Source organism: Massilia sp. AB1, assembly GCF_018119385.1.
Taxonomy (GTDB): Bacteria; Pseudomonadota; Gammaproteobacteria; order Burkholderiales; family Burkholderiaceae_D; genus Telluria.
On sequence record NZ_JAGKSG010000023.1, the window covers coordinates 20,482 to 34,931 of the forward strand.

16 protein-coding genes are annotated in these 14,450 nt (G+C 66.0%); 3 read left to right on the forward strand and 13 right to left on the reverse strand.

The genetic code is table 11. The features are described 5' to 3' along the window. Positions 1–143: 143 nt before the first annotated feature. The 9 genes from J8847_RS14425 to alr all read right to left on the reverse strand — a co-directional run bounded on the left by J8847_RS14425 (position 144) and on the right by alr (position 8,738). Positions 144–830: a response regulator gene (locus J8847_RS14425; protein WP_211525465.1), complete on the reverse strand. Its 687-nt coding sequence runs from the start codon at positions 828–830 to the stop codon at positions 144–146. 2 nt (positions 831–832) lie between these two features. Continuing rightward, positions 833–1,534, reverse strand: a complete 702-nt coding sequence (phoU, locus tag J8847_RS14430) for a phosphate signaling complex protein PhoU (protein ID WP_211525409.1) — start codon at positions 1,532–1,534, stop codon at positions 833–835. 48 nt (positions 1,535–1,582) lie between these two features. After that, positions 1,583–2,377, reverse strand: a complete 795-nt coding sequence (gene pstB, locus J8847_RS14435) for a phosphate ABC transporter ATP-binding protein PstB (RefSeq protein WP_229512847.1) — start codon at positions 2,375–2,377, stop codon at positions 1,583–1,585. 18 nt (positions 2,378–2,395) lie between these two features. After that, on the reverse strand, positions 2,396–3,256 hold the full coding sequence (pstA, locus tag J8847_RS14440) for a phosphate ABC transporter permease PstA (protein ID WP_211525410.1): 861 nt from the start codon (positions 3,254–3,256) through the stop codon (positions 2,396–2,398). Beyond that, positions 3,256–4,188: a phosphate ABC transporter permease subunit PstC gene (gene pstC, locus J8847_RS14445; RefSeq protein WP_373888839.1), complete on the reverse strand. Its 933-nt coding sequence runs from the start codon at positions 4,186–4,188 to the stop codon at positions 3,256–3,258. The genes pstA and pstC overlap by 1 nt, the downstream gene beginning before the upstream one ends. A gap of 162 nt (positions 4,189–4,350) precedes the next feature. After that, positions 4,351–5,388 carry a phosphate ABC transporter substrate-binding protein PstS gene (pstS, locus tag J8847_RS14450; RefSeq protein WP_211525412.1) on the reverse strand — a complete coding sequence of 346 codons (1,038 nt, stop codon included), beginning with the start codon at positions 5,386–5,388 and terminating at the stop codon, positions 4,351–4,353. A 491-nt stretch (positions 5,389–5,879) separates the two neighbouring features. Continuing rightward, positions 5,880–6,200, reverse strand: coding sequence for a PilZ domain-containing protein (locus tag J8847_RS14455; RefSeq protein WP_211525413.1), 321 nt, complete (start codon positions 6,198–6,200; stop codon positions 5,880–5,882). A gap of 62 nt (positions 6,201–6,262) precedes the next feature. Further along, a complete protein-coding gene (gene radA / locus J8847_RS14460; RefSeq protein WP_211525414.1) occupies positions 6,263–7,639 on the reverse strand; it encodes a DNA repair protein RadA in 1,377 nt (458 codons plus the stop codon). Beyond that, positions 7,632–8,738 carry an alanine racemase gene (alr, locus tag J8847_RS14465; protein ID WP_211525415.1) on the reverse strand — a complete coding sequence of 369 codons (1,107 nt, stop codon included), beginning with the start codon at positions 8,736–8,738 and terminating at the stop codon, positions 7,632–7,634. The genes radA and alr overlap by 8 nt, the downstream gene beginning before the upstream one ends. A gap of 137 nt (positions 8,739–8,875) precedes the next feature. On the opposite strand from alr, the gene lplT reads away from it, so the two are divergent. Together lplT and J8847_RS14475 are read left to right on the forward strand one after the other, a co-directional pair. Next, positions 8,876–10,138, forward strand: coding sequence for a lysophospholipid transporter LplT (gene lplT / locus J8847_RS14470; protein WP_211525416.1), 1,263 nt, complete (start codon positions 8,876–8,878; stop codon positions 10,136–10,138). Positions 10,139–10,165: 27 nt separating this feature from the next. Further along, positions 10,166–10,834, forward strand: a complete 669-nt coding sequence (locus J8847_RS14475) for a hypothetical protein (protein WP_211525417.1) — start codon at positions 10,166–10,168, stop codon at positions 10,832–10,834. A gap of 15 nt (positions 10,835–10,849) precedes the next feature. Here the strand turns inward: J8847_RS14475 and J8847_RS14480 are convergent, their stop codons facing one another. The 4 genes from J8847_RS14480 to tsaB are packed head-to-tail and all read right to left on the reverse strand — an operon-like array spanning position 10,850 to position 13,830. Continuing rightward, entirely contained in the window at positions 10,850–11,806 is a 957-nt protein-coding gene (locus J8847_RS14480; RefSeq protein WP_211525418.1) for a DUF1853 family protein, read from the reverse strand. Then, positions 11,790–12,647, reverse strand: coding sequence for a uracil-DNA glycosylase family protein (locus tag J8847_RS14485; protein ID WP_211525419.1), 858 nt, complete (start codon positions 12,645–12,647; stop codon positions 11,790–11,792). The genes J8847_RS14480 and J8847_RS14485 overlap by 17 nt, the downstream gene beginning before the upstream one ends. Continuing rightward, the gene (gene rimI / locus J8847_RS14490; protein ID WP_211525420.1) at positions 12,644–13,114 is read right to left on the reverse strand and encodes a ribosomal protein S18-alanine N-acetyltransferase; all 471 of its coding nucleotides are present in this window, start codon (positions 13,112–13,114) and stop codon (positions 12,644–12,646) included. Before rimI ends, J8847_RS14485 begins: the two co-directional genes overlap by 4 nt. Then, positions 13,111–13,830, reverse strand: coding sequence for a tRNA (adenosine(37)-N6)-threonylcarbamoyltransferase complex dimerization subunit type 1 TsaB (tsaB, locus tag J8847_RS14495; RefSeq protein WP_211525421.1), 720 nt, complete (start codon positions 13,828–13,830; stop codon positions 13,111–13,113). Before tsaB ends, rimI begins: the two co-directional genes overlap by 4 nt. Positions 13,831–13,937: 107 nt before the next feature. Here tsaB and J8847_RS14500 point away from each other — a divergent pair, with 107 nt between their 5' ends. Continuing rightward, entirely contained in the window at positions 13,938–14,354 is a 417-nt protein-coding gene (locus J8847_RS14500) for a thioredoxin family protein (RefSeq protein WP_211525422.1), read from the forward strand. Positions 14,355–14,450 lie beyond the last annotated feature (96 nt).

Consider the following 14,450-nt stretch of genomic DNA (forward strand, 5'->3'; position numbering starts at 1 on the left):
TTGGGTCCCGGCCTTCGCCGGGATGACGTGCGTAAGCTGCGTGCCACCCCATTTGCCGTCAGCTCGCTACGTTGGAACGTCGTTCCGGCGAAGGCCGGAACCTTAGTTCTATGAGCAGATTGCGCACCCCGCCTTGCAGCACCTTATTTCTCGGACAGCATATATCCAACACTGCGTACCGTACGAATCAAGCCATCCGCACTCTTCAAGGCCTTGCGCAGCCGCAGCACATGCACGTCCACCGTCCGCTCCTCGATCACCGCATGGTCCCCCCACACCTTGTCGAGCAGCTGCGCGCGCGAAAACACGCGCTCGCGGTGCGCCATCAGGAACTTGAGCAGCTTGTACTCCGCATTCCCGATCTCGATCTGCTGCCCCTCCACCACCACCGTGCAGCTGTTCGGATCCAGGGTCACGGCGCCGGCGCGCAGCGGCGCCTCGGCCAGGTGCGGGCTCTTGCGGCGAAGCAGCGCGCGCGAACGGGCCAGCAGTTCGCGTGGCGAGAACGGCTTGGTGACGTAATCGTCGGCGCCGTTGTTCAGCCCCGCGATCTTGTCCTCTTCCATGCTCTTGGCGGTCAGCATGATGACCGGGATGTCCTGGAAGTCGCGGTCCGCGCGCAGCCGCGCCAGCAGGCGCAGGCCGCTCTGGTCGGGCAGCATCCAGTCCAGCAGCACCAGGTCCGGCTTGCCGCGGCTGATGCTTTCCCAGGCCCCCTGCGCCGTGTCGGCGCTGCGGATGTCCCAGCCCGCCTCGCGCAGCGAGTAGCTCACCAGCTCGACGATCGCGGGCTCGTCCTCCACCACCAGCACATTGGTATTGTCCGCCATCGTCACGCGCCCGGCTGCTCGAGCGCCGCCGGCTTGCTGTGGCGGATGTCGCGCCCTTCCACCACGTAGATCACGTACTCGGCGATATTCTTGGCATGGTCGCCGATGCGCTCGATGGCCTTGGCCACCCACAGCGTATCCAGCGCGTTCGAGATCGTGCGCGGGTCTTCCATCATGAAAGTCACCAGGGTGCGCATGATGGTGCGGAATTCATGGTCCACCACTTCGTCCGCCGCGATCAGCTGCAAGGCCTGCTTGCCGTCCAGGCGGGCGAAGGCGTCGAGCGCGTCGTGCAGCAGGTCGCAAGTGGCCTTGGAGATGGTGCGGATCATGTCGTAGTGGTTGAAGGACGATGGGCCGCGCTCGTGCAGGCCCTTGGCGATGCGCGCCACCTTGGTCGCCTCGTCGCCGATGCGCTCCAGGTCGGTGATCACCTTGATGGTCGCCATCACGGTGCGCAGGTCGTTGGCGGTCGGCTGGCGGCGCACGATCAGGTGGCTGCAGGCGTCGTCCAGCGAGACTTCCAGCTGGTTGACGGCCTGGTCCTCGGCGATCACGCGCTCGGCGCGCTCGGTGTCGCCGACGCGGAAGCACTCCAGCGCCGCGTCGAACTGGGTTTCCACCATGCCGCCCATCAGCAGGACCTTGGAACGAATCGCCTCCAGCTCCTGGTCGTACTGCTTGGATGAATGCTCGCCTGTCATTACAACTCTCCGTCAGTGTTCGTATTGTTCAGTAAAAGCGCCGGCCGATCAACCGAAGCGGCCGGTGATGTAGTCTTGCGTTTCCTTGCGCGCCGGGTTCATGAACAGCTGGTCGGTCTCGCCGAACTCCACCAGCTCGCCCAGGTACATGTAGGCAGTGTAATCGGAACAGCGCGCGGCCTGCTGCATGTTGTGGGTCACGATGGCGATCGTGTAGTCCTGCTTGAGCTCGCTGATCAGTTCCTCGATCTTGGCGGTCGAAATCGGGTCCAGCGCCGAGGTCGGCTCGTCGAGCAGCAGCACGTCCGGCTTGACCGCCACGCCGCGCGCGATGCACAGGCGCTGCTGCTGGCCGCCCGACAGCGACAGGCCGCTCTTGCTCAGCTTGTCCTTGGCTTCTTCCCACAGGGCCGCCTTCTTCAGCGCCCACTCGACGCGCTCGTCCATCTCGCCCTTGGACAGGTTCTCGTACAGGCGCACGCCGAAGGCGATGTTGTCGTAGATCGACATCGGGAACGGGGTCGGCTTCTGGAACACCATGCCGACCTTGGCGCGCAGCATGTTGACGTCGACACCCGGCTCCAGGACGTTGCGGCCGCGGTAGAGGATCGAACCTTCGGCGCGCTGGCCCGGGTACAGGTCGTACATGCGGTTCAGGGTGCGCAGCAGGGTCGACTTGCCGCAGCCCGAGGGGCCGATGAAGGCCGTCACCTGCTTGTCGTGGATGTCCAGGCTGACGTTCTTGAGGCTCTGCGTCTTCCCGTAGAAGAAGTCCAGGCCGGAGATCTCGATCGTCTTGGTCTTGGCGGAGGCCGGGGCCGAAGTGGGCATAGGTTGGGTCATCACAAATGTCAGGATAGATTAACGCGGGGTCTTCTGGCTGAACAGGGTCCGGGACAGGATGTTCAGCAGCAGCACGGTAAAGGTCACCAGCAGCGCGCCGCCCCAGGCCAGCGAGCGCCAGTCGTCGTAGGGGCTCATGGCGAACTGGAAGATCACCACCGGCAGGTTGGCCATCGGGGCGTTCATGTCGGTGCTGTAGAACTGGTTGTTCAGGGCGGTGAACAGCAGCGGCGCGGTCTCGCCCGAGATGCGGGCCAGGGCCAGCAGCACGCCGGTCACGACGCCGGCCTTGACGGCGCGCAGGCGCACGGTCATGGCCACTTTCCAGTGCGGCGCGCCGAGGGCGTAGGCGGCTTCGAGCAGCGAGTTCGGCACCAGGCGCAGCATGTTGTCGGTGGTGCGCACCACCACCGGCACCGCGATCAGCGACAGCGCGATGGTACCGGCATAGCCCGAGAAGTGCTGCACGTTGGCAACGTAGATCGCATACACGAACAGGCCGATCACGATCGACGGCGCCGACAGCATGATGTCGGTGACGAAGCGGGTCACGCTGGCGAACTTGTTGTTGTCGCCGTACTCGGCCAGGTAGATGCCGGCCAGGATGCCGATCGGGGTCGAGACCAGGGTCGACAGGCCGACCATCATCAGGCTGCCCATGATGGCGTTGCGCAGGCCGCCGCCTTCGCTGCCCGGGGCCGGCGTATCGGCCGTGAACAGCAGGCTGGAGACGGCGCCGAAGCCGTTGATCAGGAGCGTGGCCAGGATCCAGAACAGGAAGCCGAGGCCGATCGCCATGGCGATCACGGACAGGACGATGCCGACGCGGTGCGCCAGCAGGCGCTTGCGGTAGACGGGGTTCTTGGCGATGGTTTGCATTATTTAGCGCCTTCCTTGCGCGACATACCGACCAGCATCAGCTTGGCAGCCGACAGGACGATGAAGGTGATCGCGAACAGGATCAGTGCCAGGGCGAACAGCGAGGACGAGTGCAAGGTGCTTGCCGCCTCGGCGAATTCGTTGGCCAGGGTCGAGGAAATCGAGTTACCGGCCGCGAACAGCGACCAGGACAGGTCGTGGGCATTGCCGATCACGAAGGTGACAGCCATGGTCTCGCCGAGGGCGCGCCCCAGGCCCAGCATGACGCCGCCGACCACCCCGTTGCGGGTGTAAGGCAGCACCACCTTGCGCACCACTTCCCACTTGGTGCAGCCCAGGCCGTAGGCCGATTCCTTGAGCACGGTCGGGACGATCTCGAACACGTCGCGCATCACCGAGGAGATGAAGGGAATGATCATCACGGCCAGGATGATGCCGGCGGTCAGGATGCCGATGCCCATGGTCGGGCCCTGGAACAGCTGGCCGATCACCGGCACCTGGCCGATGGTTTCCTTCAGCAGCGGTTGCACGTGGTCGGCGAACAGCGGCGCGAACACGAACAGGCCCCACATGCCGTAGATGATCGAAGGCACGCCGGCCAGCAGCTCGACCGCGGTGCCCATCGGGCGGCGCAGCCATGCCGGGCAGATCTCGGTCAGGAACAGGGCGATGCCGAAGCTGATCGGGAAGGCGATCGCCAGCGCGATGAAGGAGGTGGCCAGGGTGCCCCAGATCGCGATCAGGGCGCCGAACTGGTCGCCCACCGGATCCCACTCGACGCGGGTGACGAAAGCGGCGCCGAATTCCTTGAAGGCCGGGGCCGCGCCGATCGCCAGCGAGACAATGATCCCGACCAGCACCAGCAGCACCGAGAACGCGAACAGCAGCGTGATTTTATGGAAGAAGAAGTCCTGGATGCGCTGCTTGCGCATGGTGCTGCGCAGCGCGGCCGCCTGGCGCGCCTCGGCTTCGCTGGACGCCTGATCAGGCAGGTCGCGCAGGACGGCTGGGGAGTGAACGCTCATATGTTTTTATCAATATTGCTGGTGAGCGAAAGGCCGGCTGGAAGGCCGGCCCCTGCGCTGCGAAGATGATTACCAGAGCGCCTTGCCGGCCGCGTCCTTGACGTTGGCACGCCAGGCGTCCTGCACCAGCTTGGTGACGGCGTCCGGCATCGGCACGTAGTCCAGCTCGGCCGCGGCGGCGTCGCCGTTCTTGTAGGCCCAGTCGAAGAACTTCAGCACTTCCTTGCCTTTGGCGGCGTCAGCCTGGGCCTTGTGCACCAGGATGTAGGAGGCGCCGGTGACGGGCCAGCTGGCCTTGCCCGGCTGGTTGGTCAGCACCACGGCGAAGCCCGGGGCCTTGGCCCAGTCGGCGCTGGCGGCGGCCGCGGCGAAGGCGGAGTCGTCAGGCTGGAGGAAAGCGCCGTCGGCGTTCTGCAGCTGGGTGTGCGACATGCGGTTCTTCTTGGCGTAGGCCCACTCGACGTAGCCGATGCCGCCCTTGATGCGCTGCACGTTGGCGGCCACGCCTTCGTTGCCCTTGCCGCCCACGCCCACCGCCCACTTGACGGTGGTGCCGGCGCCGACCTTGGCCTTCCATTCCGGATTGGTCTTGCTCAGGTAGTCGGTCCACAGGAAGGACGTGCCCGAGCTGTCGGCGCGGTGCACGACGGTGATGTCGTCGCCAGGGAGCTTGACGCCCGGGTTCAGCGCGGCGATCTGCGGCGCGTTCCACTTGGTGATCTTGCCCAGGAAGATATCGCCGACGACGGCGCCGGTGAGCTTGAGCTGGCCCGGGGCGACGCCCGGCAGGTTCACGACCGGCACCACGCCGCCCATCACGGCCGGGAACTGGAACAGGCCGGCGGCGTTGAGTTCATTGGCCGGCAGCGGCATGTCCGAGGCGCCGAAGTCGACGGTCTTGGCCTTGATCTGCTTGATGCCGGCGCCCGAGCCGACCGACTGGTAGTTCAGGCCGTTACCGGAGGCGGCCTTGTACATGGTGGCCCATTTCGCGTAGATCGGGTACGGGAAAGTCGCGCCGGCGCCGGTGATGTTGGCGGCCTGGACGCTGGAAGCCAGCGAGGCGGCGGCAACGGCGATGGAAACGAACAGATGCTTCATGCGCATATCAGATCCTCTTGAAGTAAGGGGAAACCCCCGGTGAACTGCTGCGCAGTCTACCGGCCGAATATGACAACTTCATGACATCTTTCGCCAATGTGACACGAAGATGACAGCCGGGCAAGCGGCTGTTTCCCCTATGGAGGAGCGCTTGTCCAGCAAAAATTTCCCGCTGAAATATGACATGAACTGCGGCACCAATCCTTGTAATTCCTGCACACAGTGCTAAGCTGAAATCGGGTAATCCGCAGTTGCTTGATAAGGAGGGGATGCCGAAAGGTGTTCGGCTGTTATGTTTAATATACTGGTATTTGGTATTTTGTCCGGGCTCGTCGGTATCATAGCCCTCCAGGCTATCGAAGCAGCACGCAGCGGCTCGGACGGCCTGTACGACCACTATCACGAATAAAGCATAGTGGATCAGCCCGCTCAGCGGGCTGCAAACGACAACGGCGAGGCCTCAGGCGCTCGCCGTTGGTCGTTTCAGGGAGATGGGCTCAGCGCATGAAGCGCGCCAGCGAGGTCATCGCCGCCAGTTCCAGATTCAGGAACTGGAAGCCAACCTTGAATTCGTTATTGCTGATAATGCAATACATCACCTTGGCGCGGGCGCTGATGGTAACGAACTTGCCGTCCACCAGGATGTCGAAACTCACCTGTCCCGTCTGCCCGACGAGCAGCGGATTCGGCACGCCGACGCTGACGCCATTGCCCCCCACGTCCGAGGTGCGCCCCAGGATGGGCGCATCGCCTTCCATGGCAACCATGGCCTTGGTTTTCAGGACCTTGCGGGCGGATTTCCTTTGATCTCCAAACATACTGTTCCGGAAGAGATGAGCCAGGCAGCATTATAGGAAAAAACGGACGAGCATGAAGCCGGTCAGTCCAGTTCCCGCAATTTCGTGAACGCTTCGTCGATGCGCTCGACGGCCACGATCGTCATGCCTTCCACCTTCTGCTTGGGCGCGTTGGCCTTGGGGATGACGGCCACCGAAAAGCCCAGCTTGGCCGCCTCGCGCAGGCGCTCCTGCCCGCGCGGCGCCGGGCGGATCTCGCCGGCCAGGCCGACTTCGCCGAATACCACCAGGCCGCGCGGCAGCGGCTTGTTGCGCATCGACGAGTTAATCGCCAGCAGCACGGCCAGGTCGGCCGCCGGCTCGGTGATCTTGACCCCGCCCACCGCGTTGATGAACACGTCCTGGTCGAAGGCGGCGATGCCGGCATGGCGGTGCAGCACCGCCAGCAGCATCGCCAGGCGGTTCTGTTCCAGGCCCACCGACAGGCGGCGCGCATTCGGCAGGTGGCTGGCGTCGACCAGGGCCTGGATCTCGACCAGCAGCGGGCGCGTGCCCTCCTGGGTTACCATCACGCAAGAGCCCGGCACCTGGCTGTCGTGCTGCGACAGGAACAGCGCCGAGGGGTTCGAGACGCCCTTCAGGCCCTTCTCGGTCATCGCGAACACGCCCAGCTCGTTGACGGCGCCGAAGCGGTTCTTGATCGCCCGCACCAGGCGGAAGCTGGACTGGGTGTCGCCTTCGAAGTACAGCACGGTGTCGACGATGTGCTCAAGCACGCGCGGGCCGGCCAGCGCGCCCTCTTTCGTGACGTGGCCCACCAGGATGATGGTGATGCCGGTCTGCTTGGCCACGCGGGTAAGCTGGGCCGCGCATTCGCGCACCTGGGCCACCGAACCCGGCGCCGAGGTCAGCGCGTCGGAGTACAGCGTCTGGATCGAGTCGATCACCGCCACTTCCGGCTTGAGGTCGGCCAGGGTGCCGAGGATCTTCTCGAGCTGGATCTCGGCCTGCAATTTGAGGTCCTTGGCGTCGACCGCCAGGCGGCGCGCGCGCAGCGCGATCTGGGCGCCGGATTCCTCGCCGCTCACATATAAAGTGTTGCGGGTCGCGGCCAGGTTCGACAGCGCCTGCAGCAGCAGGGTCGACTTGCCGATGCCGGGATCGCCGCCGATCAGCACCACGCCGCCGGCCACCAGGCCGCCGCCCAGCACGCGGTCGAATTCCTCGATGCCGGTCCCGAAGCGCGGCACGTCGATCGCCTCGATATCCGCGAGGGACAGCACCGGCGCGGTCTGCGCCAGGGATTTATGCTGGGTCTGCGACATGCGGTTCAGGCCGGGGCCTTCCACCACCGTCTCGACCATCGTGTTCCAGGCCTTGCAATCGCCGCACTGGCCGGTCCAGCGGCTGGCGATCGCGCCGCACTCGCTGCAGGTGTAATTCGTCTTTGCCTTAGCCATCTGTTCCCATTCTTCCTTCAGTGACGCGCACGCGCTGCGCCAGGGCGCACATCAGCTCGTAGCCGATGGTGCCGGCGGCCTGCGCCACCTCGTCGATCGGCAGCCCGTCGCCCCACAGGGTGACCTTGCTGCCCACGCGCGCATTGGCGATGGGCGTCAGGTCGACCGTCATCATGTCCATCGACACCCGTCCCACCAGCGTGGTGCGCACGCCGTCCACCACTACCGGGGTGCCGTGCGGCGCATGGCGCGGGTAGCCGTCCGCGTAGCCGCAGGCGACCACGCCGATCGTCATGGCCTTCTCGGCCACGAAGCGGCTGCCGTAGCCCACCGTGTCGCCGGGCTGGAGCTGCTGGATGCCGATGATCTCCGAGCGCAGGGTCATGGTCGGGCGCAGCCCGTAGTCCTGGGCGCTGCGTCCGCCCGGCGTGCCGCCGTAGAGCATGATGCCTGGGCGGACCCAGTCGCTGGAGAGTTCGTCCGCCAGCTGGGGCTGGTGCAGCACCCCGCCAGAATTCGACAGGCTGCGCTCGCCCGGCAAGCCGTCCGCGCCTGCGCGGAAGCGCCGGACCTGCTCGCCGATGGCCAGCAGCGGATGCTCCAGTTCGTCCGCATTGGCGAAGTGGGTCATGTGGGTGATGTTGCGGATGCCGGGGATGGCGCGCAGGCGCTTGTAGGCCGCCGCATAATCCTCCGGGCGGAAGCCCAGGCGGTTCATCCCCGTGTTCATCTTCAGGTGGACGTCGATCGGGCGGTACAGCTGGGTGTACTCCAGCATCTTGATCTGCTCGATGCAGTGCACCGCACTATTAATATTGTGCTCGGCCAGCAGCGGCACGTCGGAGGCGTCGAAAATGCCCTCGAGAAGCAGGATCGGCTTGATCCAGCCGCTCTCGCGCAGGCGCACCGCGCTCTCGGTCTCGACCAGGGCCAGGCCGTCGGCCTGGGCGAAGCCGCGCATGCCGCGTTCCAGGCCATGCCCGTAGGCGTTGGCCTTGACCACCGCCCACAGCTTGGCCAGCGGCGCGCAGCTGCGCGCACGGTTCAGGTTGTGCTGCATGGAGTCGAGGTGGATGGTGGCGCAAAGCGGACGTGGCATGGTGAAAATGGTGTCTTCGCGAAAGGGTCTATTTTACCTTAGCCCAGGCTGAGCCGTGCGCCAGCCAACTTTTGTTTCTTTGGAACGGAGACCTTTCATGGTATAAAGCAACTCGGACAAGATTTTATACTTTTCGAATGAACCGTGGTTTTTATACCATCATGGCGGCGCAGTTTTTCTCGTCGCTGGCAGACAATGCGCTTTTGTTTGTTGCTATCAGTCTGCTGACGTCGATGAACGCCCCGGCTTCGCTGACCCCGCTGCTGAAGCTGTCATTCGTTCTGTTCTATGTGCTGCTGGCCGCCTTCGTGGGCGCGTTCGCCGATTCGCTGCCCAAGGGCCGCGTGATGTTCATCGCGAACCTGATCAAGATCGCCGGCTGCGCGCTGATGTTCTTCACCGTCCATCCGCTGCTCGCCTATGCCGTCGTCGGCTTCGGCGCGGCCGTGTATTCCCCCGCCAAGTACGGGATCCTGACCGAACTCCTGCCGCCTGAAAAGCTCGTACCGGCCAACGGCTGGATCGAGGGCCTGACCGTGATGTCCATCATCCTCGGCACCGTCCTCGGCGGCACCCTGGTGAGCGAACGCGGCGGCGCCTTCCTGCTCGGCTTCGACCTGCCGGGCATGGCCACCGGGATCGATACGGGCGCCGAAGCCGCGATGGCGGTCGTGGTCGGCATCTATGTGCTGGCCGCCCTGTTCAACCTGCGCATTCCGGACACCGGCGCCCGCTACGAGCACCAGGAACGCAATCCGGCCAAGCTGATCGTCGATTTCGCCAACTGCTCGGCCACCCTGTGGCGCGACAAGCTGGGCCAGATCTCGCTGGCCGTGACCACCCTGTTCTGGGGCGCCGGCGCGACCCTGCAATTCATCGTGCTGAAGTGGGCCGAGCGTTCGCTGCACATGCCGCTGGATAAAGCGACCAACCTGATCGGCGTGGTGGCCATTGGCGTCGCCCTGGGCGCCGTGATGGCGGCGCGCATGATCCCGCTGCGCAAATCGCTGACCGTGATCCCGCTCGGGATCATCATGGGCCTGGTCGTGACCAGCATGATCTTCGTGACCTCGGTGAACCTGGCCTACCCACTGCTGGCCCTGATCGGTTTCCTGTCGGGCTTCTTCGTGGTGCCAATGAACGCGCTGCTGCAGCACCGCGGCCACGTCCTGATGAGCGCGGGCCACTCGATCGCGGTGCAGAACTTCAACGAGAACCTGTCGATCCTGACCATGCTCGCGGCCTACGCGATCATGATCACCCTGAACCTGGACCTGGACGTCATCATCGTGGTGTTCGGCCTGTCGGTGGCGGGCATCATGTTCCTGATCCAGCGCCGCCATGCGCTCAACCAGCGCGAGCACGATTCGCTCGGGCTGATTGGCGAGGGCAAGCACTAAGTTCACCCACTCGCGACGGGACACCCCATGACCAAACGTTTCGCTTTGCTCTTCGCCGCGATGTTCCTGGCTTGTACCGGCAATGCTGCCGATGTGAAGAACGCCAATCCTCAGGGAGAACGTGCCCCGGCGACGAATTTCGCGTCCGCGACGGCATGGAAGTGGATGTACTTCGTCGCCGTCACTAACAAGAAGCCCAGCGACATCGACCTGTCGCAGGAGCTGATGAGCGGCCTGCTGTCTTCGGTCAATGCCCGCTCCGCGATTTATACGGGCGCGGCGATCGAACCTCAGTATCTCATCAATGCCAAAGGCACCACGGCGTGGATCGCCATGTTCGCATCGATTGCGATGACCAACAAGAGTCTGCTGACGTCCCTGGGCAAGGGTCCAGGATACGCGTGGGTCGCTCCCGCATGGATGAACCAGGCCTTCGGCAATCACGTCAACTGGCCCCAGAAGATGCTGCGCTCCCACGACCTGGAGCTGAAGGGCTACAAGATGGTGGCGATCCCGTTTGTGGTGCCCGACAATGGCGCCCCCTTGAAGAACATGCTGCAGTCGGCCAAGGCGCCGGACGGCAGCGTGGAAGTGTTCGGTTTCCACGAATTCGATGAAAGCAATCCTGAAGCCCTGCTCGTGGAGCATGAAAAGATCGCCGCCTTCATCAAAGGCGGCAGGTCCCTGAAGCGCTGATCGGCCTAGCGCGTCCTACCCGACCGGCTTCACCATCCTCACTTCGCTGGCGCGCTCGCGCCAGTCGTTGGGCACGATGAACCCGCGCTCGACCTCCTCGATGCAGCCGGGACGCTGGCGCACCACCGACACCAGCACCGGCTTGCTGGCGTTCTCGAACTGGTAGGACAGCTCCTGGAACAGCTGGCCGCGGCTCAGCATCCACACCGCCGACGCGGCGCGGAACGGCGCGAGCCATTGCAGTCGCGGCAGGATCAGGAAGTCGTCGCCTTCGATCTCGTCGAGTTCATCGAGTGCGCACCAGAAACCGCGGCAATGGCCGGCCGCGATGCCTTGCATCAGCGGCCAGCTCCCGCGCGGATAGAACAGCCAGCCCTTGACCAGCGCGCGCGCCTGCGTCACGGGGCGCGGCAGCACTTCCTGCGCGGCCGGGTGCGCGCCCAGGGTCAGCTGGCGGTCGAACACCTTGCGCATCTTCTTGCCCAGGCTGTCGGCCAGGTTGGGGCCGACCAGGGCGTCGAATTCCTGGCCGCCGTCCCCGTCCAGCAGGTAGAACTTGGTGGCGAACTCGATGTGCTCGACCGCGTCCGGGCCGGCGTCCAGCAGGAAGTCGAATTCACCGATGGTGTCGTTGCGGCTGGCCCGCACCTGCAGGCCATGCGCCACCAGCCGGCCCTGCTGCTCGAAGTAGAAGGCCATCAGCTTTTCGGCATACAGGCCAAGACGGGTGTACATTTTCGCGCCAAGGGCGGCGTCGAGCTCCGAAGGGTCGTGGTCGACCCGCGCCAGCCAGGCCGCGACTTCGGGCGCCACCGGGCCGAGGGTGGCGACACGCCCAATCCAGGCCGGATCGTGAATGTCGAGCAGGTCGGGCGCGTCGAGCAGCCAGGCAAGCGCCCGGACCCGGGCGCGCCGCAGGTGGCCCCAGCGGCGATGGAAGGATTCCTGGTAGCTCTCAGCGGCCGCCGGCATCGAGCGCCCTCGCCCGGCACAAATCGGCCCATGCGAGCGCCTTGTCCTGGCCGCGCCGCAGCAGTTCGCCCGGATGCAGGGTCGCCACCAGCGGAACCTCACCCAACCGGTGCACGGCGCCGCGCGCGCCCGCCAGCGGTTCGCTCAGCGGACGGCCGAGCAGGCCGTTGGCCGCGACCTGGCCCAGGGTGAGCACGGTCGATGCGCCGCTCAATGCGAGTTCGCGCTCCAGGTAGGGGCGGCAGGCTTCCACTTCCTCAAGCGTCGGCGCGCGGTCGCCGCCCTTGGGGCTGACCGGGCGGCACTTCACCAGCGGCGTGACATAGGCATCGCGCTCGCGCGACAGGCCGACGGCGTGCAGCATGTTCTCCAGCAGCTTGCCGGCATCGCCGCTGACCGGCTGGCCAGCCTGCTCGTCCTGGGCGCCCGGCGTGCCGGCCACCACCATCCAGCGCGCCTGGCGCGGGCCGGAACCGAACATCGGCTTGCGGCCTTCGCTGCAGGCGCCGCAGCGGCGGCAGTTGGCCACCGCCAGGCGCAGCGCGGCCCAGTCCATGCGGGCGATGTCGGTGACCGTTTCTTCCGGCACCGCGGCATCGTCCCACGCCGCTTCGAATGCGTCTCCGGCGGGGGCAGGCGCCGGTTTGGCGACCGGCGCGGGCGCAGCTTCGGCGGGCGTTTCTGCCGGTGTCTCGGCAGGCGGTTCCGCCAGCTCGGCCACGACCGACGCCTCTTCCGCTTCCGGCACGTCAACAGCCTCGGGCGCGCTGCGCAGCTGCCACAGCGGGCCGATTCCCATCTCCGTCAGGAATACGGCGTCGCGTTCGCTGATCTTCTTCATAACTCGAGCCTCATCACGATGGCATCCTCGCGTCCGCCCGGTCCGGCGGGATAATAGCCCTTGCGGCGGCCGATTTCGGCGTAGCCGTGGCGGCGGTAGACCTCCAGCGCGCGTTCGTTGGACGGGCGCACTTCCAGCAGCACCGAGGCCATGCCCTGGTCGCGGGCGCGCGCGGCGATCCGGTCCAGCAGGTGGCGGCCCAGTCCCTGGCGCTGGCGGGCGCCGGACACCGCCACATCGAGCAGGTGGGCTTCATCGACCGCGTACATCAATAAATAGTAGCCGGCCAGCGCGCCCGCCGGGTCGCGCACGGTCCAGGCGTCGTAGCCGCTGCTGAGCGACTCGGCGAAGTTGGCGCGGCTCCAGGGATAGGGAAAAACGCTCTGCTCGAGCGCCCACACCTCGTCCACGTCACCGGCCGTCATCGGCGCATAGGCCAATTGGGAAAATGCTGGCATCCCGGTCATTTGTCGTTCCCGGCGGCCTTGGCGGCGTTGATGGCCTGGCGCTCGGCGCTGGTATAGGCCACCTTGTTGCGCAGGTAGAGCGGCTGGGCCTGGGCGGCGGGCACGCCCTGCCCGCTCGCCAGCGCGCCGGGGGCCAGCACGGCCAGTTCCCGGGCATGCGGCACGATGTCCGCCAGCGCACCGGCCGCATAGGGCTGGTCCGCGAAGGCCTCGGGATAGGCCGAGAATCCGTTGCCGCAGGCTTGCAGTCCCGCGGCCGCCACCGGCGCCACGTCCTGCGGCGCGCTCAGCGCGGGCGCGGCGACTTCGCGCCAGGCGCCGTTTTCATGACGGTACTGCGCCCAGTACACCTCGCCCATGCGCGCATCCAGCACGGCCAGCACCTCGTGCGCGCCGCTGCGGGCGCGGCAGGCCTCGGCCATCGCTTCCAGGGTTACCATGGGCAGCACCGGCAGGCCGGCGCCATAGGCGAGGCCCTGGGCCACGCCGCAGGCGGTGCGCACGCCGGTGAAGGAGCCGGGACCGGCGCCGAAGGCGACCGCATCGAGCTGCGCCAGCGCGAGGCCGGATTCCTGCAGGAGTTCCTGGACCATCGGCAGGACCGATTGCGAATGGGTGCGCACGCCCGAGGAGGCGCGCACGAACACGTTGTCCCCGGCCAGCAGGGCGCAAGAGGCGAGCTCGGACGAGGTTTCGATAGCGAGGATGTTAGGCATGCCGTATTTTAACCGCTCGGCCGCGCGGCAACCATGGCGGGGCCGGTCCGCGGCGCGATTGCGACGCACTTGCGACGCACCCGCCGACTCGCGTTAGAATGCCGCTCATGCATAGCCTGACCCTCGATTCCACCACCCGCGACACCATCGCCGCCGCCCTCGACGGCGACGGCTGGACGGTCGCCTGCCTGTGCGCGGCCTGGTGCGGCACCTGCTCGTCCTACCGCGCCACCTTCGAGCAGGTGGCCGCGCGCCACCCCGACAAGCATTTCGTCTGGATCGACATCGAAGACCAGGCCGACCTGGTCGGCGACCTGGACGTGGAAAACTTCCCCACCCTGCTGCTCCAGCACGGCGATACGGTGGCCTTCTTCGGCACCATGCTGCCGGACGGCGCCGTGGCCGACCGCCTGGTGCAGGCGCAGGCGGAACTCAGCGATGACGAACTGGCAAGGCTGGCCCAGTCGAGCGAGGAGCGGCGCGGGTGGCAGCGGGACTGCAACCTGCGGAACTTGCTGACGTAGGGTGGGCGGCTCCCCCGCCCACGCGGTGATCGCTAACGGCTCCGATTCCAGGCTCGATGACCTAGCTGCCAACTATCACCGCGTGGACGGCAGAGC

Excerpts from the sequence above, each read along its gene's own strand:
- J8847_RS14425 (WP_211525465.1), bottom strand. The coding sequence starts at position 830 with ATGGCGGACAATACCAATGTGCTGGTGGTGGAGGACGAGCCCGCGATC.
- phoU (WP_211525409.1), bottom strand. The coding sequence starts at position 1,534 with ATGACAGGCGAGCATTCATCCAAGCAGTACGACCAGGAGCTGGAGGCG.
- pstB (WP_229512847.1), bottom strand. The coding sequence starts at position 2,377 with ATGACCCAACCTATGCCCACTTCGGCCCCGGCCTCCGCCAAGACCAAG.
- pstA (WP_211525410.1), bottom strand. The coding sequence starts at position 3,256 with ATGCAAACCATCGCCAAGAACCCCGTCTACCGCAAGCGCCTGCTGGCG.
- pstC (WP_373888839.1), bottom strand. The coding sequence starts at position 4,188 with ATGCGCAAGCAGCGCATCCAGGACTTCTTCTTCCATAAAATCACGCTG.
- pstS (WP_211525412.1), bottom strand. The coding sequence starts at position 5,388 with ATGCGCATGAAGCATCTGTTCGTTTCCATCGCCGTTGCCGCCGCCTCG.
- J8847_RS14455 (WP_211525413.1), bottom strand. The coding sequence starts at position 6,200 with ATGTTTGGAGATCAAAGGAAATCCGCCCGCAAGGTCCTGAAAACCAAG.
- radA (WP_211525414.1), bottom strand. The coding sequence starts at position 7,639 with ATGGCTAAGGCAAAGACGAATTACACCTGCAGCGAGTGCGGCGCGATC.
- alr (WP_211525415.1), bottom strand. The coding sequence starts at position 8,738 with ATGCCACGTCCGCTTTGCGCCACCATCCACCTCGACTCCATGCAGCAC.
- lplT (WP_211525416.1), top strand. The coding sequence starts at position 8,876 with ATGAACCGTGGTTTTTATACCATCATGGCGGCGCAGTTTTTCTCGTCG.
- J8847_RS14475 (WP_211525417.1), top strand. The coding sequence starts at position 10,166 with ATGACCAAACGTTTCGCTTTGCTCTTCGCCGCGATGTTCCTGGCTTGT.
- J8847_RS14480 (WP_211525418.1), bottom strand. The coding sequence starts at position 11,806 with ATGCCGGCGGCCGCTGAGAGCTACCAGGAATCCTTCCATCGCCGCTGG.
- J8847_RS14485 (WP_211525419.1), bottom strand. The coding sequence starts at position 12,647 with ATGAAGAAGATCAGCGAACGCGACGCCGTATTCCTGACGGAGATGGGA.
- rimI (WP_211525420.1), bottom strand. The coding sequence starts at position 13,114 with ATGACCGGGATGCCAGCATTTTCCCAATTGGCCTATGCGCCGATGACG.
- tsaB (WP_211525421.1), bottom strand. The coding sequence starts at position 13,830 with ATGCCTAACATCCTCGCTATCGAAACCTCGTCCGAGCTCGCCTCTTGC.
- J8847_RS14500 (WP_211525422.1), top strand. The coding sequence starts at position 13,938 with ATGCATAGCCTGACCCTCGATTCCACCACCCGCGACACCATCGCCGCC.